Raw genomic sequence first — 20,987 nt, forward strand, 5'->3', positions numbered from 1 at the left:
TGACTATACCAGCGCAGTTACAAATAACTGAAAGTAGTAGGATTTGTGATTGTTATTCTTGACGGGATATAACAGCGTTCCTACAATCCGGACTGCTCCATGGAGTGTTGCGTCGCAACATGGATTTTCCCCCTGTGTCAAGGGGTGCACATCAAAGAAATGCGTGCCAGAAAATCCCTCCAGCAAGGACCGATAGTTGGGCCCGATGCATAGCGGGCCGATGGGTCGCCTCCGGCGACTTGCCGGAGCGTAGTGAGTTTAGTCGTGGCAGGTTGCGCTCCCCCAGAGCGTTGCCTGTTTCCAGTTGGGCGCACGGGGAGCGCCTGCCAACAGATGCTTGGTCGTCACTGCTAGACGGCGCGGCATCCTTACTTGAGTACGTTGAGATCGGGCGCGCGCCGCAGTCGGGCGCGCGAAGCGGGCAACGGATGGAGGTAAGCATGAGCGGTTGGAAAACCCTTCATCTTCCCGGCATCGGGCGGGCCTTGCAGGTCCGTCTCCGACAGCCGGTACCCGGAGTGAGTCGGGCATTGCAGGTCCGTCTCGCGCATCCGGTCGCGGGCCGCGCGTTGCGCGGTGGCCGCACAACGCTGAAGTACGCCCTGAACAGCCTGGGCGTGGTCGCGGTCGTTTCGGCCGTGTCGCTGTCGCTGAGCCAGGAATGGCGCACCACGCTGGCCGCAATGCTGGCGGGTGACGAAGCACCCGCGGTGCTGGTAAGCGCCGCCATGCCGGCAGCACCTGCCGCGGTCAGCAATGCCGTGCCGTCGAGTTCGGCGGACGCCGCGGCGGCCAGGCTTGGCTATGGCCATGGTGGCAAGCTCGGCCTGCCGACCGTGTCGGGCGTGGACGAATGGAGCCTGGCGGCTGCCGCCAAGGTGCCGTCGGTCGCGCACCTGGCCGCGCAGATCCCGGTGACGCGCGTGGCGATGGATGCCCGCAGCACCAGCACGTTGGGCACCCCCCGCGAGCAGGCGGCCGTGGCTGACTATATTGCCCGCAAGTATCGCGTGGCGGCCCAGGCCACCGCGCAACTGGTCAAGGCGGCCTACCTGACCGGCCGCGAGGTCGGCATCGATCCGCTGCTGATCCTGGGCGTGATCGCGATCGAGTCCAGCTTCAACCCGTACGCGGAAAGCGGCGTGGGCGCGCAGGGCCTGATGCAGGTCATGACCAAGGTCCACCAGGACAAGTACGAAGCCGTCGGCGGCGTGGCCGCGGCGCTGAACCCGTACGCCAATATCAAGATCGGCGCGCTGGTGCTCAAGGACTGCATCGCCCGCGCCGGCTCGATCGAAGGTGGCCTGAAGTACTACGTCGGTGCCACCGCGGCCACCGATGGCGGCTATGGCGCCAGGGTGCTGGCCGAACGTGCCCGCCTGCGCCAGCTGCTCGGCGTGCGCAACGCGCCCGCCAACGCCGACAAGCCGGCTGAAGACAAGGCCCCGGCCGAGCACGCGCCGACCGAAAAGCTGGAAGCCAACGCCGGGCCGCACAGCGCCTGAGGCTGACCCTGGCACCGCAAAATAAGAAAAGCACCCCGCGGGGCTAGCCGTTATCAAAAAGTGTTGAAAGCTCAAACGGGTCCGGTCACTAAGACCGGACCCGTTCGTTTTTGTCGGGACCTAGCGACGCGGGAGCGGCCAGCACATCACATGAAATGCGCTTGCAATGCGTTGGCAAGGCATTTGCATTACCATGGGTGTGTTCCGCTGCTTCTTGACCGGATATCATCCATGCCTGCCACCCTCGAAGTCGAATCCACGTTGACCGACCGCTACCAGACAACGGTGCCGGAGCTCGTGCGCCGCGCCCTTCGGCTTGGTAAGCGCGACAAGATCCACTACACCATCCACCCCAGCGGCGAGGTGGTGCTGACCCGCGTCGAAGCCTCCGAGGGCGACGACCCGGTGCTCAGCCGATTCCTGGGGTTCTTGGCACGCGACATCGCCGACCATCCTGATCGCCTGCAAGCCTTGGACGCTGGTCTTGTCCAACGGCTCGAATCGCTGGTCGGTGGCGTCGAAGTCAATCTCGATGCGGCCCTGCCGGCAGACGATGAATGAAGGCGGGCAAGCCCGCACCTCTGGTCATTCATGGCTGGACGGTTTTTGCTCACCCTCTGTTCCTGGCGCAGCTCGAAGTGCTGGCGCAGCAGGTCGAGGCCCTCCAGCAGAAGGACCCGAGTGGGTACGTAAAGAAGAACGCCAGCAAGCGACTGGCGGCGATCGCCAAACTCGCGTTCGATGTCATCCCGCAAGATCCAGCGCGACCAGAGTACCGGCAAGGCAGCACCCTTGGCGACGACCACAAGCACTGGTTCCGAGCAAAGTTCTTCCAGCAGTATCGGCTGTTCTTTCGCTACCACGTTTCGAGCAAGGTGATTGTGCTTGCATGGGTAAATGGCGAAGACACGAAGCGCGCCTACGAAAGCAGCGACGACGCCTACCGGGTTTTCCGCAAGATGCTGGAAAGTGGCCGCCCTCCAGGGGACTGGGACCAGTTGCTCGCCGAGGCTCGTGCCGAGGGGCAACGCCTACAACGATTCGCCGCTGGCATCGCCCCGTAAGGCTTGCTTCGTCTTTCCTGCGGAAGAATTCGTCGGCGCGGTCGGCAGAGAAGGCCTAGGCTGGGTAAGGATCCTAGGCCTCAGCCGATTTTCAACACTTTTTGTCAACGGCTAGCCCGCGGGGTGCTTTTATTCTGCGCTGCAGCCGCAGCAGGGGCTGCAGCATGGGTCGGTCAGCGGAACAGCTTGCGGAGCCGCGCCATCGCCTCTTCGATGTTCTCGCGCGAGGTCGCGTACGAGATCCGGATGTAGTCCTTCGCCGTATGCGGACCGAAGTCCTGCCCCGGCACCATCACCACGCCCGCGTCGTGCAGCATCGCCTGCGTCAGCCGGTCGGCATCGCCGGCGGCAGGGTGGTTGACGCCGCGGCAGTCGGCGTAGACATAGAAGGCGCCGTCGGGGTGCACCGGCACGCGCAGGCCCAGCGACTCCAGTGCCGGCACGATCAGGTCGCGGCGGCGGCGGAACTCGGCCTTGCGTTCGTCATAGATGGCCAGCGCCTCGGGCGTGAAGCACGCCAGCGCGGCGTACTGCGCCACGGCGGACGCGCAGATGAAGAGGTTCTGCGCCACCTTCTCGAACGCCTCCACCAGCGCCTCCGGCACCACCAGCCAGCCGAGGCGCCAGCCGGTCATGTTGAAGTACTTCGAGAAGCTGTTCACCGTGACCACGTTTTCGTCCAAGCTCAGGGCCGAGACCGGCGGGGCGTCATAGGACAGGCCCTGGTAGATCTCGTCGAGGATGGCAAAGCCGTTGCGCGCGCGCACGGCCTGCAGGATGCGGGCGAGCTCGTCGGGCAGGATCGAGGTACCGGTCGGGTTGGAGGGCGACGCCAGCAGCACCCCGCGGGTCTGTTCGCCCCAGTTGGCCTCGACTTGCGCGGCGGTCAGTTGGAAGCGCTCGGCCGGGCCGCTCGGGATCATGCGCGCGGCGCCGTCGAAGGCGGCGACGAAGTGGCGGTTGCACGGATAGCTGGGGTCGGGCATCAGCACCTCGGCGCCGATCTCGACCAGCACCGCGCAGGCCAGCAGCAGCGCGCCCGAGGCGCCGGCGGTGATGATCACGCGCCGGGCCGGGATATCCAGTCCGTAGGCCGTCTTGTAATAGCCGGCGATGGCCTCGCGCAGCGGCTGGATGCCGAGCGCGCCGGTGTACTGGGTGACGCCGCGGCGCATGGCGGCTTCGGCCGCGCGCACCACCGGCTCGGCGGCGGTGAAGTCCGGCTCGCCGATGCCCATGTGCACGATGTGGCGTCCGGCGCGTTCCAGCTCGGCGGCCTGCTTGGCCAGCTCCATCACGTGGAAGGCATCGATATTGGCGAGGCGGGAGGCGGTGGCTAGGCGCTGGATGTCCATGGTGGTCCGGGGCGGGCCTTTCGGGGCCCGTTCAGTCAATATTAGATAGGCAGGAACGAAAACACCCGCCTGGGCGGGTGTCGTCTTCAACGCGGCCGCGTGCGGGCGCCGCGATGCGATGTGGCCGGCCGCACAGGCCCGGCTGCTATGCAGTCAGTTCAGCGGCGCGCCGCGACCTCGGCCGCGCGCACTTGGGCGGCGAGCTTGTCCAGCACGCCGTTGACGTACTTGTAGCCCTCGACACCGCCAAAAGTCTTGGTCAGCTCGACGGCTTCGTTGATCACGACCTTGTACGGGATGTCGAGGCAGTGCACCAGCTCATAGCTGCCGACCAGCAGGGCGGCGCGCTCCACCGGCGACAGCTCGTCGACGGTACGGTCCAGGAAGGGCTCGAACGCCGCGGTCAGGCGGGCTTCTTCGCGCACGGCGCCATTGAGCAGCGCGTCGAAGTGCTCGCGGTCGGCCTTGTTGAAGCCTTGCGCGTCATGCAGGTGGGCCTGGATCGCGCCGATGTCGTTGCGGTTCAGCAGCCACTGGTACAGGCCCTGCAGGGCCAGCTCGCGCGAGCGGCGGCGCGCGCTCTTGGGCGGTGCCTTGGTTTCGGTGCGGGCCGCGGCGGGCTTGCCGCCGGCTGCCTTGCCGCCTTCGTTGTCGGGGGTATTCGACGTATCACTCATCGTCGTCCTCGTCTTCATCTTCCTGGCCGCGCAGCGAATCGAGCGCGACGACCAGGTTGGCCATCTCCACCGCGGCGCGGGCGCAGTCGCGGCCTTTCTCGCGGGTGCGGGCGTGGGCCTGCTCGTCGGTGTCAACGGTCAGGATGCCGTTGGCGATGGGCACGTTGAAGTCCAGGCCGACGCGGGTGATGCCGGCGCCCGACTCGTTCGAGACCAGCTCGAAGTGGTAGGTCTCGCCGCGCACCACGGCGCCCAGCGCGACCAGGGCGTCGAACTGCCCGCTCTCGCACATCTTCTGCAGCGCCAGCGGGATTTCCAGCGCGCCGGGGACGGTCACCACCAGGGTGTCTTCGCCCTCGACGCCGAGCTTTTCCAGCTCGGCCACGCAGGCTTCGAGCAGCTCGGCGCAGACAGGCTCGTTGAAGCGGGCCTGCACGATGCCGATACGCAGGCCTTCACCGTCGAGGTTGCTGGGGTAGAAGCCGTGATCCATTGTTCAGTTCTCCAGTTTTCGGGGCGGCAGCGGCGCCGGTGCGCGCTGCCGGGGTGTCCGGGTGGCGCGGGCTCAGTCGGCCGCGCCGTTCATGGGTTGGTAGCCGGTGACTTCCAGGTCGTAGCCGGTCATGCTGGGCATGCGCTGCGGCGACGCCAGCACGCGCATCTTGCCAACGCCCACGTCCTTCAGGATCTGCGCGCCCATGCCGTAGGTGCGCAGGTCGGGCTTGCGGCGCGGGCGCGACTGCGGCGCGTCCAGGGCGCTGAACTGCGTGAACAGCTGGTCGGCGGAGTCCCCGCAGTTCAGCAGCACCACCACGCCGCTGTCGGCGGTGGCGATGGCTTCGAGCGCGGCCGGGATGCTCCACGAGTGCGTCGTGCGCTTCACTTCCAGCAGATCCAGCACCGAGAAGGGCTCGTGCACGCGCACCAGCGTTTCCTGGTCCGGCGCGGGCGAACCCTTGACCAGCGCGAGGTGGGCCTGGCCGGTGGGCTTGTCGCGGTAGGCGATGCTGCGGAAGGTGCCGTAGGGGGTCTGCATGGCGCGCTCGCCCACGCGCTCGATAATGCTCTCGGTGCGGCTGCGGTAGTGGATCAGGTCGGCAATGGTGCCGATCTTCAGGTCATGTTCCTGCGCGAACTCGATCAAGTCCGGCAGGCGCGCCATGGTGCCGTCGTCCTTCATGATCTCGCAGATCACGGCCGCCGGCGTCAGGCCCGCCAGCGCGCCCAGGTCGCAGCCCGCCTCGGTATGGCCGGCACGGATCAGCACGCCGCCGGGCTGGGCAGTCAGCGGGAAGATGTGGCCGGGCTGGACCAGGTCGGCCGGCCTGGCGTCGCGTGCGACGGCGGCCTGAACGGTGCGGGCGCGGTCGGCGGCGGAAATGCCGGTGGTCACGCCCTCGGCGGCCTCGATCGACACGGTGAAGTTGGTGCCGTGCTGGGTGCCGTTGCGGCTCACCATCGGATGCAGGTTCAGCTGGCGGCAGCGCTCGGCGGTCAGCGTCAGGCAGATCAGCCCGCGGCCGTGCTTGGCCATGAAGTTGATCGCTTCCGGGGTGACGAAATCGGCAGCCAGCACCAGGTCGCCCTCATTCTCGCGGTCTTCCTCATCGACGAGGATGACCATGCGGCCGGCGCGGATGTCGGCAATGATGTCTTCGGTACGGGCGATTTTCATGGCGTGCTGAACGGCAAATTGGGGCGAATCGAGCGAAAAACCGGCGAATAGCTGGGGCAGGAACCATGGCCGCGGTTGAAAGCGGCCGGACTGAGGCGGGGCGTCGGGCCGGGCCGGCCAGGCCATATACGCCCGGCAGGTTGCCCAGTCAAGCCGAGTATTGTACGCCAAGGCAGGCAAGGCGGGAGGGCGGCGACGGCGGATTTTGCCCGGGCTGCCCCGAGGCGGGGCAGCCCCCCGCCGGATGGAGGAAGGCGGCCGGGCCGGCAACTGACTATATTGGTCACGCGCAATGTGACCCGAAAACCAACCGGTGGAGGCAGACGATGAAAGTCCTGATGGCGTTATGGCTGACTTGCGTGAGTCTCATGGCCGTTGCCCAGGATGCGGGCCTGGAAGAGCGCCTTGTCACGGTGCCGCTTGGCGGCGGCTCCGACCTGAACCTGGTGGTCAGCAAGCTGCCCGGCAGCCAGCCGCAGGTCGCGGCATTGTTGTTTCCGGGCTATCCGGGCGTGCTCAAGGTCCAGGCTGCGGCCGGCGGCGCGCCAAGCTACCAGTTGCGCGGCAATTTCCTGGTGCGTGCACGCCGGCACCTGGTCAGCGACAAGGTGCTGACGGTGATGGTCGATTGCCCGACCGCGCGCTGGGAACACTGCGACGATGCTTACCGCACCTCGGACCAGCACGCCCAGGACATCGGCGCGGCTATCGACAAGCTGAAGGCCGACCTGGGGGTCAGCAGGATCTATCTGGTGGGCACGAGCTATGGCACGGTATCCAGTGCCTTCCTCGCGCTGAAGCTTGCCGATCGCATTGACGGCGCGGTGCACAGTGCCACCTTTACCGACCCGCGCTTCGGCAAGGGCTTGTCCCATGGATTGCCGATGCGGGATTTCAACTGGGCGGCGGTCAAGACCGATCAGCTCTTTGTCCACCACCAGGACGACCCCTGCCCGCTGACGCAGTACCGCAGCATCGTGGCGCGCAAGGGCAGCCTGACGCTGGTTACGGTGCACGGCACGAAAGGTGCGCGCGGCGAGCCTTGCGAGGCGTTTTCAGCGCATGGCTTCGTTGGCCGGGAGCGAGCCGTGATGCTGGCGATATCGGACTGGATCCTGTCGCGCAACGTCCAGCAGGCGGTGGGGGAGGACAAGAACGACGACTGACGCCTATGCGCCGGCGGGTAGCGGCGTGGCGTCAGGCGCTATGGTACGCAAGCGCATCGTCCTGGCGATGCGCGTCTTGGCCGCGCGGGTCGCGTCGGCCAGCGCGAGTTCGCGCGTCAGGAAGCCGGCGTTGGGTTTCGTGAACCTGGCGTGCGCGTCCAGCGCATACGACCATTCCCACTTGCCGAAGGTGACCTCGGCCAGCGTCACGACGACGTGGCAATGCTGATAGTAAAAACTCTCGCTCATGCCTGATTCCTGTGCGGGACAGCGCGCTGGCCACGGCCTGGAAGCCATGCGGGCCAGTGGCGCCCTGTCAGCCAGCCGCGCAGGGGCAGCCGGCCATCCTGTGGGTCGATGCCAGCGGCGCCGGCATCTCGGGCGATCTCGCAGAGCCGCCCCTTTGACTGCCTGTTGCACGCGCAGACCATCACCAGCTGGCCTGCAGTCATTTGCCGCTTCGGTCGCCTCAGGCCGGCGCGCATGATTCTGGCACCGACCGCGCCGCCAAGGCACCAGCCGATGATGGCGCCAAGCGCCATGCCGCCGAGGTAGGCGATGAAGCCCGCAGCTGCGTTGGCCGGCGTGCCGTAGCGGAACAAGATCCAGGTCATCAGCAGCGCACCGGCGGCCAGGCCGGCCGCGGCGGCTTCATTGAGGTAGGTGATCTGCGCCGCCCGGGGAGCGGGCAGGCCATCGGCCGGCTGGTTGTCGCGCTGGAAGAACCATGGGCCGTCAATGCGTGCGGCGGTTGCAGCCAGTTCGCCAAGCTGCGCCTGCGCCCGCCTTGCCGCGGCAATGTCGTCCAGCCGGAAATACAGAAGGGTGCGCATGGTCAAGCCTCGCTTTGTGTCAGGTCCACTTGCCGCTGGGCCAGGGAAAACCTGCATAACGCCGGGCGCCGGGGCGCCGGAATGTCTTCGGCAGGGGTGAGGAAGGCGGCTGCAGCCGCGGCCATCCGTCGCCCACCGCCAGCTCCCAGTCGATCAGCAGCGTGGCGGCACAGTGCAGGTGGGTCGCTGCCAGGCGCACAAAGCCCAGGCGCGCGCGTGCCGATGCCGTGGGATGCCGGTCGCGCAGCAGGCGCATCGCCGGAAGACGCTGATACAGGATTCTGGTGGCGGGATCAGGCACGGTGGTTTCCTTCACGAAGGACCAGGCAGCGGCCCGGCCGGCAATCGAAAGCAACGGCAAAAGCGCCAGCTCGCGGACGAGCGCGTGGCGCGGCGGAGCAGGGGTGCATGAAGGTCCCGGTGGTCCCCGTGAGTGACTTCAGGAGTCACCAGTCCTAAGACCGTTGTCGAGGGGGGGAAGCCCGGAAACGAGTGGCGGGCGCCGTGAGCATATATGGATGGCGCTGCTCAATCATTCTAGGTGGCGGGCGCCGCGCAGCCTAGTTCACTTACAACAAAGGCCCGCGAGGCCCCGTGCGGCGCACTTGCTTCGCCAGCCGCCAGCGCCGGGCGCGCAGAAAGTAATTCGCCACAGAAGTGGCGTGACAGCGTAAGCTCCGGCAAAAGGGCAGGCCACGCCCTCTGGATACCGCCGCGCAGCCGGGCGGCGGTTCGGACTTCAAATCAGGGCGCCAGCCCGTTCGCGCCCGCAGGCTTTGTCAAACAAAGGGAGACCAGCATGTCGAGGCAGATCAAGAACAAGGCCGAACTGCGAGCCATGGTACGGGCCGAGCAAGCGAAAGTCGCCGCGTGCGAGGGCGCCTGCTTTGGCGATATCGTGTGGCACGCGCCGGACGCCGGCGGCTGCAACTGGAGCCTGTCGACCATGGAGGGCGGCAACAGCGCCGCCTGCGTGGAAGCGCTGCGCCCCTTCACCGACAAGCTGCGCGAGGCCTACAACGTGCCCGAGGAGGGCAGGTAGCGGTCAAGTAACGGGCAAGTGGTGGCGGCGCGGTAGGCGCCGCATCGTTGCACTGATCAGGCGGGAACCTGCGCGGTCGACAGCATCCGTTCCACATAGCGGGCGATTATGTGGAATCGGCCCGCAAAGCCTTATGTGGCTTGGGTTTGAAGTCACAGCGGGCCCAGGAACCGTCAGGCGTCTTAAGCTGCCCATGGTTGTTTGTGGACGGTGGCAGACTCAAGAGCCGAGAGCGGGGCAAGTCCTATCGCTCCGGTTCCCACATATAGCCGGCTTTTGTTACCCGCGTCACCCAGGCGGGGCGGTTGCCATGGTGGGACATTAGTCGCACTAGGCGGCGCCGGAATTCGGGCGCGCGTTTGGCGCCCGAGTAAGCTTCAGACAGATCCTGTAATCCGCGCAGTGCCTCATCATAGGCTGAGCCTGATCCACGCTGTAGTGTCTTGTCAATGCTAGCCCAGGCACGATCTTCGCCGGTCAGGAGTGTCTTGAGGTAGCTGGCGCGCTCCGCTTTGCGTCGCGCTTCCAGCGCGGCTTGTGCTTTCTGCTCGCGTTGCTCACGAATGGCCCGGTGTGCGCTGACCCGAGCTGCGATCTCAGCCACCCGACGGCGGCTCCGCTTGGCGGGTTTGGGGGCTTTTTCCCGTTCCCAGGTTAGGAAGCGGCGACGCAGCGTGCGTTCGGCTTCCTGGCTGCGTCCGTCAAGGAGCATACGCAAGGTGGCCCGCATTTCCTCGCCAGGCAGTTCGAGTAGCCAGGAATCGAAGCGGCTATCGCATTTTGTTTCCGCGCCCAGCGGAGGGCTTTTCTCTGCCGCAGCTGCGAGCCAGTCCGGATCGAGCACGAGGAACTCGGCCAGCGCAACCTGGGCTGGTGTTAGCGCCCCCAAGCCGTCCGGCAACGGTGGTTCAAGATCGCCATTGCCTAACTCGCCACTTGCTTGTCGGGCTAGCCATCCGAGATAGAGCGGCCGTGCATCGCCCCTAAGCAGTTCATCTCTAATGGGCAGCAGTCGCGCCATCCAGCCTGGGCCGTCCGCACCTTCGAAGAACCGTGGATCTTCACCTGAGTCTTCATTGAACGACCAGTCCAGAAGAACACAGCCCTTGGCGTCAATGGCCTCGAGTGTCGGTCCAAAGCTCGAACCTGAAGCGCGCATGGGATGGCCAGCATATTCGCGCAAGCTCTGCGGATCGAACGTGTCCTGCGGCAGGCGGAGGAGAAAGCGGCAACTGCCCCAGTTCGCAGAATAGACGTGAGCATCGAAATAACGCTCTACCCAATCAATCGGATCGCCGTTGAGGTCTCCCCAATGATATTCGTTGATGAAGCTGGAGGAGGTGATGGTGGCGCGGGTGGAGCGGGTACGCAGTTCGGCCTGCTGTTGTGCGGTTAGTGGCCGTTCGACGGCAGCAAATTCGTAGTATTGGTATTCGCTCATGGGATTGCGCTCTATTTTCGCCTGTCGCGGTCGAGGAACAGTTCCAATTGTTGGGCAGGACCACCTCGGAAGGTAAGAGGTCCGTCAGCTGTGCCTTTGGCGCTGGTTCGGCTGCAGAGGTTGACAGTTTACTCATGGGCAGGGACGGTGATGGTCGATGCACAGGGGCATGCGAGGAATCCCGGCATCTTGGGCGACAAGCTGGTCAGGGAGCACTCGCGTGTGAGTCCAGCGTGCCTTGTTCCTAGACTAGTGTTCGACGCCAGTGAAGCCGATGAGATGTTTGAGTGTTGCTTCAGGGTGGTCGAATGCGTCATGCGGCGCCCTGCTCGTCGCGGTACCGCGCGTCGACGAGCCGCACAACAGCGTCTATCGGGGCCACTGCGTCGGCGATCCAATCCGCCGGCGTGCGTCCCTCCAGGCCCTCTTGTGGGCGATGCAGAAAATTATGGATAACCCAACTGCTCGCTCCCGCAGCCACGAACGGTGCAAGCACAGCGGCCAGCCGCTCGGAATCGATGTGGAACTGCCACGACGGGTAGCGAAACCCTCGCTCGCGCCCCGGCAGCACGAGGGCGTAGAGGCGCCCCGCTTGGCGGTCCTGGTTGATGGCGCGGTCCGAGCGTCCCGCGTAAAGCGCGGCGTCCTTAAGGGACAGGTTTTCCGGCTGTTCCCACTCCCGTGCGGCTGCCAGCCGACCACGTTCGCGCGCCTCCTGCAGCGGATCGGAATGTGCAGCCCCGCCGGCATGTTCCGCAGGCTCTCCGGCAGCAACAGAACGATGCTCGCGCAACGGGCGATTCGGCTTCGCAAAGATGCGAACGATCCTGCCAAGTGCAGCGTCCAGCTCGTGCTGGACCTCGGCGGACAACGCGACCTCACGGGACGCGTCGTTGATGAGAGCCACAGCGGTCTCAACTAGTTCACCGGGCGTGGCAAGTTGCTGCTCGCGCGCTGCCGCAGAGTATGCCGCACGCCGAGCGCGGGCCCGGCTAATCGGAAGCTGTGCAGATTCGAATCGGACGGGGCCGGCGGCGAAACGCGCGCGAAGAGAAATACGGCGGTGTACGGTCATGAACCAATGATAGTTCATGAAGTTCATGAACCAACAAATTTGCAGTCCGGGGTAGGGGGCGGCACCTAGCGATCGTGCCGAAAGGCATACATATTCCGCCCGCAGATTCGTTTAAAAGGCCCCGGCAGCCAGCCACGCTCCTCGGTGATATACCTCTTCGATCACATTGCTGGTGTCCGTCCCGCACCTCGCACGCGCCCAGCCTTTGCGAAAATCCCTCGCTAAGGGCGCTTCGCTTACCAGCCATCAGGTTTTTTCCACGTGGCAGCAAAGCGGTAGGTCACCGTCCCCTATGCGACTCGGCGAGTTCGGGTCATCCAAGCGGGGACGACGCAAGGTGCTTTCCTGGCCCAGTTCGCGCAGCGCGTAACGTTCGCAGGCCTCTGCGCGTTCCTGCACGATGGCCACCTATTCTCTCGCGCTCGAGTTCCGCCGAGAATTGGGTACCCAGTTCCGCCAGCTGCCGGCCAGTGGCGCCTAGGGCTTAGGTCGCGGCGTGCGCCTGGCGTCCGGCGTCCAAGCCTGCATGCACCGCCTTCGTGTGCTGACGACGTGCGACAACCACGTTATCGTGCCTTATCGCCGCGTCGGGGCAATTCCCTCTCACGTTCATCCGGGCACCGCGCTGCGGTCAACTGTTGCTGGCCAGGGATGACGGAAACCCACCGGCTGTTCCCGGCCAGAGTAACAGCCCTTCGGGCGTGTCCCACGAATGACGACTGCTGGGCCGAAGCGGCCATTAGAGATGCCCGTTTGGCAAAATTTCCGTCAGAAGTGCAAGGATTGATGGATAGAAGGGCTGAGCCCCGAGTCTCCGCGGCAGGGAGACTCGGGCTATTCTCCAGCTATTTACCACCCGGGGAGTACCCGGGATCGCAGTCGCCAATGCCCTACCTACTTGCTGGTCTTCCCTTTGTTTGGCGAAGAAATCGGTGTTGGAGGCTGGTCAACAAGGGAGGTCCGGATCACTGGACTAGGTGTCATTACTTGCGTCTTGTCTGGAGCAGGCGCTAGGGCGGCCTGACCGTTGTCGTAACCGGTCGAGCAAGCTTCCAGGTAGCCGGGCGGAAATTTCTGTTCAGAAGTTGCCGCCGGCTCGCAATATGCGACAGTGCAGAACGTAAGGGCGCCAATGGCGAAAACTGGTCGCCACGTTGTGCAACGAAGGGACTCGAGTTCCATAGCGGTCATCCAATGGTATTGGACAATGCAGCTTGTGCATTGCACCAATACAGTCTAGGTGCCGACGGTGACCGTATGAATAAGGGCCTTGCCGAAAAGAGGCTAGGGGACTGCCCTATGCTATGGGCTGGGCGGACTCTGCCCTATTGGGCATTGTTGCAGATGGCCGCGCCCATGATGACCGTGCCACCCGTGGCCGGCAACGCGACGACCGCTGTGGCTCAATAGCCCCGGCCGAACAGGCCGCCGGCCACGCCGGCGGCACTTGGTGCTTTTCGATCACAAGGTCAGCCGAAATACAGTTCGCCGTGCGAAGAAGCATGTCGCCCAAGTTGTAACCTTCATGCCATGTCAGTGGGATCCGGACGCCGCCTAGGTCAAGGAACAGACTAGGGGTTTCTCTCAGCAGGTTTGGTCGCCCCGAAGCCTCCTGACGCCGTGCCACTTCGGCTTCGGGCATTTGCGCCACGCTGACCGTGCCGCAGGCGACCGTGTCCAGACAACCGCCGTCGCCCTCCGGGAGCCACGTTCGCTGGTAAGCGTCCTATTCGAGTTCAGTCGTGACTGCCGGCTCTCGGTCTGAGGTGCCCACGAAATCCAGGCCCTCCCGCGAGGGAAAGGGCTTTCGTTGGCCGGTGGCGAGGTTCTCCTCGGTCAAGTCCGGGGCGGCGTCGCGCACCAGCTCTGCGATTTCGCCCAACACGCTGCGCAGGGCAGCGCAGATGTCCAGGGCCGGCGAAGTTCTGGTGCTTCGCTATGTAGGCGGTTCGTTCGTGTCCTCAAGGCCGGAGGCCCCGGCGCGGTTCGGCGCAAGTGTGGGCCGATAGAACCAGCGTACCTGCATGTGGCCGAAATCAAGCCAGCAGCCCTTTCGCCGGCAAGAGGGAGGCGATTATGCTGGTCTCGATCATTCCCCTCTTTGGAATGTCCGCCCCGCGATTTTGAACGTCAGCTATCAGCGCACTGCTATGGCGGCTTCGGGCTCGGCTACGGCCAACGCTCGCATCAATCCCGCCGAATGGCAGAGACGGGTCGGTTTGAGCCATCGAGCCTTAGCCGCGAAATAGCTTCACGGCATTTTCAGCTGGGCCGAGTGCCAATCTGATAGTCGCAAGCGGCGACCGCGCTCCTCGCTATGTCATGCGCCGAAAGGTGATGGAGCGATATCAGCGCCGGCAGACTGCTCGGCGGGGAAACGTGGGCGGAACCCAAGCGCGGCTTGGAAAGCGACCGACAGCCGAGGTGGACGTCCTCCGCTTTCCTGCATCGTGACGGTACACTTCCGCGAAAATCGTAGGCATACGGTCGAGAGGCGTGCGCTACCGGTCGCTTCTGCTAGCTGGCAGTAGACAGTGGTTCCGGTTGAAATTCAATTAAACCAATGGCTTAAGGTCGTCGGTCGACGCCGATAGCATTCGTTCCACGTACCGCGCGATCAGGTCGATCTCCAGGTTCACGCGCGCGCCCGGCTTGAGCTCCTGCAGCGTGGTGACTTCCACCGTGTGCGGGATCAGGTTGATCGAAAACACGCAGCCGTCGGCTTCGTCATTGACGCGGTTGACGGTCAGCGACACGCCGTTGACCACCACCGAGCCCTTGTAGGCCAGGTAGCGTGCCAGGTCGCGCGGGGCGCGGATGCGCAGTTCATGCGACTCGCCCACCGGTGCGAAGTGCACTACCTCGCCCAGGCCGTCGACGTGCCCGGACACCAGGTGGCCGCCCAGGCGGTCGGCCAGGCGCAGCGCCTTCTCCAGGTTGACGCGGCCGGCGCGGTCCAGCCCCACGGTCTTGTCCAGCGATTCGCGCGAGACCTCGACGTCGAATGCGTCGGGCCCCATGGCGATCACGGTCATGCAGGCGCCCTGGATGGCAATGCTGTCGCCGATGATGACGTCCGACAGGTCCAGGCCGCCGGCGGCGATATGCAAGCGCACGCCGGCATCGGCGGCGCCCAGCGGGGTAACGGAATCAATGCGGCCGACCGCCGCGACAATGCCTGTAAACATGGTGGTGTCTTCTGCTTTGGGTATTGGGAATCTGGATGCGTGGTGCCATGGTGTGTTGCGCTACACGTCGTTGCGCCGGGCAATCAGCCGCAGGTCGTCGCCGATCTGCCGGATCTCATGCCAGCGGAACTGCTCGGCGTCCTGCAGCCGCGCCAGCGGCGGCAGGTTGAACATGCCCTGGGCATCGCCCAGCAGCTTGGGCGCCAGGTAGATCAGCAGCTCGTCGGCGCAGTGCTCGCGCACCAGCGAACCGTTGAGCTTGAAGCCGGCCTCGACGTGCAGCTCATTGATGCCGCGCCGGCCGAGTTCCTCCAGCATGCGGCGCAATTCGACCTTGCCGTGCGGGTTGGGCAGAACCACGACCTCGGCGCCACGGCCTTCCAGTGCGCGCTGGCGTTGCCGGTCTTCCACCGCGCAGAACACCAGCACCGGCTTGGCGAACTCCCCGGTGTCAGGCGTCAGGATCTGCGCGTCCAGTGGCACTTCCAGCCGCGAATCGACCAGCACCCGCTGGGGCTGTCGCGGCGTGGCGATGGCACGCACCGTCAGCGCCGGGTTGTCGTCGCGTACGGTGCCGATGCCAGTCAGGATAGCGCACGCGCGAGCGCGCCAGGCGTGGCCATCGTCGCGCGCGGCCTGGCCGGTGATCCACTGGCTGGTGCCGTCATGCAGCGCGGTGCCGCCGTCCATCGATGCCGCCACCTTGACGCGCACCCACGGCAGCCCGCGCGTCATGCGCGAGACAAAGCCGATATTCAGGTCGCGCGCTTCCTTTTCCAGCAGGCCGCAGCGCACGTCGATGCCGGCATCGCGCAGCCGCTGCAGGCCACGCCCGGATACCGACGGGTTGGGGTCTTCCATCGCCGCCACCACGCGCGCCACGCCCGCACGCACCAGTGCATCGGCACAGGGCGGCGTGCGCCCGAAATGGCTGCACGGCTCCAGCGTGACGTAGGCGGTGGCACCGGCCGGATCCAGCCCGCGCGAGAGCGCGTCCTTCATGGCCTGGATCTCGGCATGGTCCTGCCCGGCCGGCTGGGTGAAACCCTGCCCGATGACCTTGCCATCCTTGACGAGCACGCAGCCGACGCGCGGGTTGGGCGTGGTGTTGAACATGCCCCGCGCGGCGAGCGCGAGAGCCTGTTGCATGGCGGCGTGGTCGGTATCGGAAAACATTCGGCGGTCAGGTTTGCCTTGGCACAGCGATCGGGAAGACAGGGCTGCAGGGGTCATGGCGCTCCGGAGGATTCCGTCGCCTCGCAGTCGGCGTCGCGGCCGGGGGTGCAGAGCCGGATACGTCCCTGCGCGCCCAGCCTGACTTGCCGCTGCTCTCCACGGCAGCCGAGCGTGAAAGTGGCGGCCTGGAAACCACCTTGCTCAGATCGAGAGTATCCCACAGGCAGGAATTTCAGCACATTCATGCCGCGCGCGGTTTGCCGCAGCGCTACCGACAGGCACGGCATGCCGGGCTCGACAACAGACAGCACCGCGCGGCGGTCCGGGTCGCCGCTGGTGGCGACCAGCTGCCAGCCGGGGCCGAGCGTCGCCTCGCCCGGCAGCGGCTCCAGCGTCACCTCGATGCGGCGCGCCAGCGCGGTGGCGCGCGCCAGCGCCAGCGACGCCGCCAGCCGGTCGGCCGCCAGCGTGACCTGCTGGCGCGCGAGCAGGCTGCTGAATACGGGATAGGCGACCGCGGCCAGCAGGGCCAGCATGGCCAGGCCGGCGAGCAGCTCGGCCAGGGTCAGGCCGTGGTGGCGGTGGCGCAGAGTCATCGCGGATTCAGCAATGGGCAGGAAGCGGCCGCGGCACGGCTTCGCCGTCCGGCAGCACCAGCCACTGGCCAGTGCTGCGCAGGATCAGTACCCCGCACTCGGGATCGGGCAGTTGCGGAACGGCTCTTAGCTCGACGCAAGCATCCAGCGCAGCCTGCGGGCAGGTCGCGGCGGTCACCAGATGGCGCACGGTGCCGCTGGCCGGCACCCGCAGGGGCCAGTCGCCGGCCGCCACGTCGCCACCGGGTTCGGCGGCAAAGGTCATGGCGCCGACGGCGTGCCGCTCCAGTTGCAGCATCGCCTCGGTGAGCGCGGTACGGGCCTGCGCCCGCCATCCCCGCATCAGGTGGCCGTGCCACGCGGGCAGGGCGATGGCCACGAGGATGGCCAGCACGGCCAGCGCCGCAGCAAGCTCGACCAGGCTGAACGCGCAATCGTGCCGGGAGGATGACGTCGCGGCAGTCATGGCAAGTCCTCCCGCACCGGGCCCACGATCTCGCGCCAGCGCAGGCGCCCGATGCGCCGGCTGGCCAGGGTTTGCGTTAGCCGCGCAACCTTGTTGCCATCGACGGCCCAGAGCGACAAGTCATACACCTGGCGCTCGGTGCGGCCCGGCTGCGCCGGTGCACCGGGCAATTGGGCAGCGGTCACGAACACGCTGGCCCCCGGGGGCAGCAACTGGCCGGTGGCTGCATGCAGGCGTTCGCCGGTGCCGCTCTGGGTGACCGATTCCCCGGTTGCCGCCAGCACCAGGTAGCTGCGTTGCGCGCCATCGGGCGTGCGCGTCACGAACAGCAGATAGCCGGGAAATACCGGCTGGATCTCCACGACCTGTTCGCCGGCATGGGGCAAGGTCAGATGCCAGCCGGCATCGTCGGTGCCGTCAGGCTGCGCGCGCAGGATGTGGCCGCCTTCACCCGCTTGCGCCGCGACCGGCACCAGCGCGCCCGCCCTGGCGCCGCGCGAGGTCGACAGGTCAGGCACCGCCGCGAGTGCATTGCCCGCGCCATAGACCACGACCGGCGTAGTCGAGGAGCCGAGCAGCACAGGCGCGTCACCCATCAGCGGCTGCGCCGGTCCCTGCATCCGGTGGAGGCATGACGCGGCCGGCGCGCCACCCGATGGCGGCGCGTCGGCGAGCGGGAAGCGCCATAGCTGGCCGGCATCGTCCGTCGCATAAGCGGCGCGCGCCGCGCCCATCATGTCGGACAGCACGCTCACCGCCACGAGGTTGCCGGTCGCCGGCCTGCCCAGGCAGTCGCGCTCCGGCAACGGCAAGGTGCGGATGGCGTAGCGGCCGGCCCATGCTGCCCCGGCGGGCTTGTCCAGCGGCAGCAGCGCAAGCCCGGAACGGACAGCACCGGCTTTGTCATTGGCGGTGGCGCCCAGCGTCACGACCGCGAACCAGCGCAAGCCGTCCGCACCAGGCATGCCCGCGGCACGTACCGGTCCGCGCGCCGTCATTGGCAAGGTGTCCGTAGCGGCGATCTCCCACAGGGGCACAAAGGGCATCGGACCGTCGGGATCGGAGACGTCGAGCGCAAAGGCTGCTGCGGGATTGCCGGTCTTGGCGCTGGCAGGAACGCCGCACAGCAGGACGGTGCGCCATTCGCCGCGGATCGTCACGTCCTGCGTTTCGGGGCGCGGGCACGGCGAGGGCACCGGTGGCGCGTCGGTGGCTGGCATCGCGGCGGCGTAGGGCAGCAGCACGCCGGGCAGATAGGCGGCGCGTTCCTCGCCGGTCACGGCGTCGAACGCATGCAGCAGCCCATCGCTGGTGCCGAGCCAGGCCATGTGCGGGCGCAGGCTGTAGCGCACGCGAAAGCCGGAGTGCCCGGGTTTGCCTGGGGCCCATGCAGGCGGCGCCACCACCCGAACGCGGGCGCCCGCCGCGTTGCCCAGCCGCGTTTCGCGCGGGCGCAGGCTTGCCTGGGTGCGGTCGCCGCGCAGCCATTCAAGGGCGGCGCGATCCAGGCCGTTCACAGGATCACGACTACCCGTATTGCCCAACGCGGCCACCACCGCATCCCATTGCAGCGGCATGGCGCGCGCCGGCCCTTCGCTCGTCGGTGCCGAGGACGTGAACAACTGGCGCGATGAGACCGTCCGGCGGTCGAGGCGCTCTCCCGCTTCCCATACGTAAGGCGACAGCGTCGGCGCCGAACCCTGCCAGCCGACAGCGAACAAGCGTCCGGTCCACGGATAGGCGCCGTCCGTGGTCCGGTAGGCCAGGGGCAGCCCGCCGGCTTCCGATCCGGTGGCGGCGCACACCGGGGCAAAGGCGATGGCAAGGCAGGCGAGGGCAGCGGCGAGGAGGCGAATCATGGCTGGATCACGCTCTGGACCACGGCGCGTACGGCGCGGCTGCGGCCGAAGCCGATGGCCGTGATCCGGATTCGGGGTGCCGGTGTGGTGGAAGTGACGGTGTCCGAAGCGCCGTAGCCGGGCGGTGCCTCGTCCAGGATCTCGGCGACATACCGCGGCAGCTCTTGCGTCCCGGCCGCACCAGCGGGCAGCACCGGCAGTGATGCCCCGCTGAAGTGGCCGAACGGAACGCCGACGGCATCTGCGTCGACATCCACAAGCAGCCAGGGCTGCCACACAGGCGGACCCGCCACTGCAGGCCGGCAGATCCCGGCTTGCTGGCCGCTGCCGCAGTGCCCCGGTGCCGGCCAGATGCCGAGCCGGCCGTTTATGTCTTGCGAAGCCGCCGCGCTCAGCAGGCCCGCCTCGGCATCGAGCAATGCCACCTCGGCGGCGCGGAACGCGATTTCGCGTTCGAGCTGCATGACGGCAAGTTGCCGGCCCGACAGCAGCATATGCAGCGTGCCGGCAGCGATCAGCACGACCAGCAGCAGCATCGTGCCGCAGAGCAACAGCGTGGCGGCACCCGACTGTCGGCTGCCTGGCAGGCGGCGGGCTAGCACAGCGTCTCCCGGCAGCGTGGCGCATTGCGCAGCCGTACCGAGGTGGCGAACACGCGGCGGGCTGTGCCTGGCTGCGGCGTCGCCACCGGCGCCAGGTCGCCGGCCGCGGTGCCGGGTGTTGGCAGCGGGTCTGTGCCGCTGCCCTGGCTTGATGCCGCCGAGCCCGGCCGGTCGCCGCGCACGGCGATGGCAATCTGCACGGCTACCACGCGCTGCCAGGCGGCATCACCCAGTGGCTGGATCTCGGCCGCCGTCACGAAGCGGTCGGGCCGGCCGTCGCCATCCGTATCCAGGCCGTAGCGCAGCTGCAGCGATTCCACGCCACGGACCAGCGCGCCGGAGGTCCAGCCACTGCCATCGATCACGCCACCGCGGCGCGCGGGATAGCGGCATAGCAGTTGCGGCACGCCATCGCTGCCCGCTGCGACATAAAGCAGGTTGGCCGCGACATAGCCGCTGTGTGCGTCGGCGCCGGCGGTGCGCGCCGCGACGGCGTAGCCGCTGCAATCGGTCATGGTTTCATCCGGCTGCGCCGGCGCCGCCGGCAGGCCGCTGCCGCTGAAGCGGACCAGCAGCGCATCGCTGCGGCCGACGCCGGCCTTGCCGCAGGATGGCACGGCACCCATGGCAGGCTGCCCGCAGTTGTCGGCGCCGCTCACGGCGGGCAACGCTGCGTGGAGGCTGGCGGACGATGGCTCGCCCGGCCATCCGGACTGGCGCAGCAGCGTGGAGAGGATCGTCAGGGCACGCTGGCCGCGTTCTTCGAGCAGGACGCGGTCGGTGGTGATGAGGTAGGCCGTACGCGTGACGTGGAATGCGGCAATGGCCGCCGCCGCGACCATCAGGCTGAGCAGCAGTCCGACCAGCAATTCGACCAGCGTGAATGCCTTCGATGCAGACCCTGTCATGGCCGCACCCACAAGGCGATCGCGGGCATGGCGGCCTGCGCGCCAGGCCGCCATGCCGTGATCAGCCGCGCGTCGTCAAGGCATGCAAATGCCGGGATGCTCCCGCACGGAGCCGATTTCGCGCTTGCCAGTTCAGCATGCTCTGCTGCCAGCCTGGCCGCCTGGGCCAGCGCCTCGAATTCGCGCTGCCGGGACAGCGCCCTGGGCGCCATCCCCATCATCGGCAGTAGCCCGATGCCGACGACGACCAGCGCGCAAAGCACCTCGTGCAGGCCGAAGCCGGCAGAGCGGCCGGCTTCGCGCGGCCGGATGCGCGGGCGTTGATGTATGGGATTGCGAAGCGCCTGCATGAGCGGTCA

At 66.8% G+C, this 20,987-nt stretch carries 22 protein-coding genes; 5 read left to right on the forward strand and 17 right to left on the reverse strand.

All coding sequences use genetic code 11. From position 1 onward, the window contains the following. The first annotated feature begins 440 nt into the window (after window positions 1–440). The 3 genes from ACZ5MJ_RS03345 (at window position 441) to ACZ5MJ_RS03355 (ending at window position 2,569) form a co-directional block, all read left to right on the forward strand. Complete coding sequence (locus ACZ5MJ_RS03345) at window positions 441–1,505, forward strand: lytic transglycosylase domain-containing protein (RefSeq protein WP_464222402.1); 1,065 nt, start codon at window positions 441–443, stop codon at window positions 1,503–1,505. A gap of 231 nt (window positions 1,506–1,736) precedes the next feature. Further along, window positions 1,737–2,066: a type II toxin-antitoxin system PrlF family antitoxin gene (locus ACZ5MJ_RS03350; RefSeq protein ID WP_464222403.1), complete on the forward strand. Its 330-nt coding sequence runs from the start codon at window positions 1,737–1,739 to the stop codon at window positions 2,064–2,066. Further along, window positions 2,063–2,569, forward strand: coding sequence for a type II toxin-antitoxin system YhaV family toxin (locus ACZ5MJ_RS03355; protein ID WP_464222405.1), 507 nt, complete (start codon window positions 2,063–2,065; stop codon window positions 2,567–2,569). Before ACZ5MJ_RS03350 ends, ACZ5MJ_RS03355 begins: the two co-directional genes overlap by 4 nt. A gap of 173 nt (window positions 2,570–2,742) precedes the next feature. Here the strand turns inward: ACZ5MJ_RS03355 and ACZ5MJ_RS03360 are convergent, their stop codons facing one another. The 4 genes from ACZ5MJ_RS03360 to ribBA all read right to left on the reverse strand — a co-directional run bounded on the left by ACZ5MJ_RS03360 (window position 2,743) and on the right by ribBA (window position 6,276). Beyond that, window positions 2,743–3,924 (reverse strand): pyridoxal phosphate-dependent aminotransferase, encoded by a 1,182-nt coding sequence (locus ACZ5MJ_RS03360; protein ID WP_464222407.1) that lies wholly within the window; start codon window positions 3,922–3,924, stop codon window positions 2,743–2,745. Between the two features lie 158 nt (window positions 3,925–4,082). Next, a complete protein-coding gene (nusB, locus tag ACZ5MJ_RS03365) occupies window positions 4,083–4,601 on the reverse strand; it encodes a transcription antitermination factor NusB (protein ID WP_464222410.1) in 519 nt (172 codons plus the stop codon). Beyond that, window positions 4,594–5,094 (reverse strand): 6,7-dimethyl-8-ribityllumazine synthase, encoded by a 501-nt coding sequence (gene ribH / locus ACZ5MJ_RS03370; RefSeq protein ID WP_013957645.1) that lies wholly within the window; start codon window positions 5,092–5,094, stop codon window positions 4,594–4,596. Before ribH ends, nusB begins: the two co-directional genes overlap by 8 nt. A 72-nt stretch (window positions 5,095–5,166) precedes the next feature. Further along, complete coding sequence (gene ribBA / locus ACZ5MJ_RS03375; protein ID WP_464222413.1) at window positions 5,167–6,276, reverse strand: bifunctional 3,4-dihydroxy-2-butanone-4-phosphate synthase/GTP cyclohydrolase II; 1,110 nt, start codon at window positions 6,274–6,276, stop codon at window positions 5,167–5,169. Window positions 6,277–6,602: 326 nt separating this feature from the next. Here ribBA and ACZ5MJ_RS03380 point away from each other — a divergent pair, with 326 nt between their 5' ends. After that, a complete protein-coding gene (locus ACZ5MJ_RS03380; protein ID WP_464222415.1) occupies window positions 6,603–7,442 on the forward strand; it encodes an alpha/beta hydrolase family protein in 840 nt (279 codons plus the stop codon). Between the two features lie 3 nt (window positions 7,443–7,445). On the opposite strand, the gene ACZ5MJ_RS03385 is transcribed toward ACZ5MJ_RS03380, so the two are convergent. Genes ACZ5MJ_RS03385 through ACZ5MJ_RS03395 form a run of 3 tightly spaced genes read right to left on the reverse strand, consistent with a single transcriptional unit; the run spans window position 7,446 to window position 8,576 of the window. Continuing rightward, on the reverse strand, window positions 7,446–7,691 hold the full coding sequence (locus tag ACZ5MJ_RS03385) for a hypothetical protein (RefSeq protein WP_464222416.1): 246 nt from the start codon (window positions 7,689–7,691) through the stop codon (window positions 7,446–7,448). Next, window positions 7,688–8,275 (reverse strand): hypothetical protein, encoded by a 588-nt coding sequence (locus ACZ5MJ_RS03390; protein WP_464222418.1) that lies wholly within the window; start codon window positions 8,273–8,275, stop codon window positions 7,688–7,690. The genes ACZ5MJ_RS03385 and ACZ5MJ_RS03390 overlap by 4 nt, the downstream gene beginning before the upstream one ends. A 19-nt stretch (window positions 8,276–8,294) precedes the next feature. Then, window positions 8,295–8,576, reverse strand: a complete 282-nt coding sequence (locus ACZ5MJ_RS03395) for a hypothetical protein (protein ID WP_464222420.1) — start codon at window positions 8,574–8,576, stop codon at window positions 8,295–8,297. A 498-nt stretch (window positions 8,577–9,074) separates the two neighbouring features. Between ACZ5MJ_RS03395 and ACZ5MJ_RS03400 the strand changes: the two genes are divergently transcribed. After that, window positions 9,075–9,317 (forward strand): hypothetical protein, encoded by a 243-nt coding sequence (locus ACZ5MJ_RS03400; protein ID WP_464222421.1) that lies wholly within the window; start codon window positions 9,075–9,077, stop codon window positions 9,315–9,317. A 244-nt stretch (window positions 9,318–9,561) separates the two neighbouring features. Here ACZ5MJ_RS03400 and ACZ5MJ_RS03405 read toward each other — a convergent pair whose 3' ends face one another. From ACZ5MJ_RS03405 to ACZ5MJ_RS03450, 10 genes are all read right to left on the reverse strand, one after another. After that, window positions 9,562–10,758 (reverse strand): hypothetical protein, encoded by a 1,197-nt coding sequence (locus ACZ5MJ_RS03405; RefSeq protein ID WP_464222423.1) that lies wholly within the window; start codon window positions 10,756–10,758, stop codon window positions 9,562–9,564. A 313-nt stretch (window positions 10,759–11,071) separates the two neighbouring features. Further along, window positions 11,072–11,860, reverse strand: a complete 789-nt coding sequence (locus ACZ5MJ_RS03410) for a hypothetical protein (protein ID WP_464222425.1) — start codon at window positions 11,858–11,860, stop codon at window positions 11,072–11,074. Between the two features lie 2,528 nt (window positions 11,861–14,388). Then, window positions 14,389–15,021 (reverse strand): riboflavin synthase, encoded by a 633-nt coding sequence (locus ACZ5MJ_RS03415; RefSeq protein ID WP_464222427.1) that lies wholly within the window; start codon window positions 15,019–15,021, stop codon window positions 14,389–14,391. Window positions 15,022–15,081: 60 nt separating this feature from the next. Then, a complete protein-coding gene (gene ribD, locus ACZ5MJ_RS03420) occupies window positions 15,082–16,197 on the reverse strand; it encodes a bifunctional diaminohydroxyphosphoribosylaminopyrimidine deaminase/5-amino-6-(5-phosphoribosylamino)uracil reductase RibD (RefSeq protein WP_464222429.1) in 1,116 nt (371 codons plus the stop codon). A gap of 53 nt (window positions 16,198–16,250) precedes the next feature. Continuing rightward, complete coding sequence (locus tag ACZ5MJ_RS03425; protein WP_464222431.1) at window positions 16,251–16,793, reverse strand: GspH/FimT family pseudopilin; 543 nt, start codon at window positions 16,791–16,793, stop codon at window positions 16,251–16,253. 7 nt (window positions 16,794–16,800) lie between these two features. Beyond that, window positions 16,801–17,259, reverse strand: a complete 459-nt coding sequence (locus ACZ5MJ_RS03430; protein ID WP_464222434.1) for a type IV pilin protein — start codon at window positions 17,257–17,259, stop codon at window positions 16,801–16,803. After that, complete coding sequence (locus ACZ5MJ_RS03435) at window positions 17,256–19,118, reverse strand: pilus assembly protein (protein ID WP_464222436.1); 1,863 nt, start codon at window positions 19,116–19,118, stop codon at window positions 17,256–17,258. Before ACZ5MJ_RS03435 ends, ACZ5MJ_RS03430 begins: the two co-directional genes overlap by 4 nt. Beyond that, window positions 19,115–19,720 (reverse strand): pilus assembly protein, encoded by a 606-nt coding sequence (locus ACZ5MJ_RS03440; protein WP_464222438.1) that lies wholly within the window; start codon window positions 19,718–19,720, stop codon window positions 19,115–19,117. The genes ACZ5MJ_RS03435 and ACZ5MJ_RS03440 overlap by 4 nt, the downstream gene beginning before the upstream one ends. Beyond that, window positions 19,714–20,628, reverse strand: a complete 915-nt coding sequence (locus ACZ5MJ_RS03445) for a PilW family protein (RefSeq protein ID WP_464222440.1) — start codon at window positions 20,626–20,628, stop codon at window positions 19,714–19,716. Before ACZ5MJ_RS03445 ends, ACZ5MJ_RS03440 begins: the two co-directional genes overlap by 7 nt. After that, window positions 20,625–20,978, reverse strand: coding sequence for a type IV pilus modification PilV family protein (locus tag ACZ5MJ_RS03450; protein WP_464222441.1), 354 nt, complete (start codon window positions 20,976–20,978; stop codon window positions 20,625–20,627). Before ACZ5MJ_RS03450 ends, ACZ5MJ_RS03445 begins: the two co-directional genes overlap by 4 nt. Between the last annotated feature and the right edge of the window lie 9 nt (window positions 20,979–20,987).

It is taken from the genome of Cupriavidus sp. LA-1 (assembly GCF_055385985.1).